Origin of the sequence: Cryobacterium sp. MLB-32 (assembly GCF_000738085.1) — a bacterium.
Taxonomy (GTDB): Bacteria; Actinomycetota; Actinomycetes; order Actinomycetales; family Microbacteriaceae; genus Cryobacterium.
Genome location: NZ_JPRS01000442.1, coordinates 1 through 837, shown reverse-complemented (window position 1 = coordinate 837; position 837 = coordinate 1). Strand labels below are relative to the sequence as shown.

General features: G+C 61.4%; 1 protein-coding gene. It reads right to left on the bottom strand.

Annotated elements, in window-relative coordinates:
* Positions 1 to 780, bottom strand: a 780-nt coding sequence (locus tag JF66_RS22555; protein WP_197059498.1) for a peptidoglycan DD-metalloendopeptidase family protein, incomplete at its 3' end; no start/stop codon positions are given.
* Between the last annotated feature and the right edge of the window lie 57 nt (positions 781 to 837).

The following is an 837-nucleotide window of genomic DNA, read 5'->3' as shown; positions in this document are numbered from 1 at the left end:
CGTCGGAGAAGCAGGCTCACTCAACCATGACTGGAGTCCCTTGTAGGTCTGGTCACCGGGAAATCCGTCAACCGGTCCGCCGTAGCCCCCGAGCTGTGCGAGATTCTGTACGCCTTTCCAGGTGTTCGGCCCAGGGAGACCGTCGACGGGGCCTGAATAGAACCCATTGTCCGTGATGACCGTCTGAACGCCTTTCCAAGTGTTGACGCCAGGAATGCCATCCTGCACGCCCTGGTACCCACCTCGCGCCGCGACCTGCTGGAGGATCTTGCCCTGCTCGACAGAGACTGAAATCCCCCCCGTGCCGCCTCCGCCGCCAGGGACTCCGCCACCGGTCCCGCCGCCGATAACATCACGGATCAACGGTTCCGGATCCGAGACTGACAGGCCGACCACGCAGGTGGCATCGATCCCGCGAGTCAAGTGAAGGTGCGGTCCATCCCATGCGCTGCCGGGGCTCTGATATGACAGCGCGACGTTCGCAAGGATCTCCCCCTGCTGCACCCACTGACCTTCTGCGACTCGCACACCATAGAGGTGCGAGTATCCCGAGAAATCACCCGGTGCCGTTTCAATCGAGATGCTTGTACCGACGCTACCGTAGCTCCGGACGCGACGGACGGTCCCCGCACGCAAGGCTGGAACAGCTTTCGCTTGCCCGCCAGTCTTGAGGTCGAAGCCGTGATGTCCCGGGCCGCTGTAGTACGGGCCTGGGACGTGATATTTGTTGCCCCAGTTCGACTGTGCGTAGAACTCAAGGACGTTGGCTGGTGTGCTCATGCTGATGTGCTCCTTTGATTTCCGCCTGCTATTCAGCCGGTATCAAGCAAGCTACGT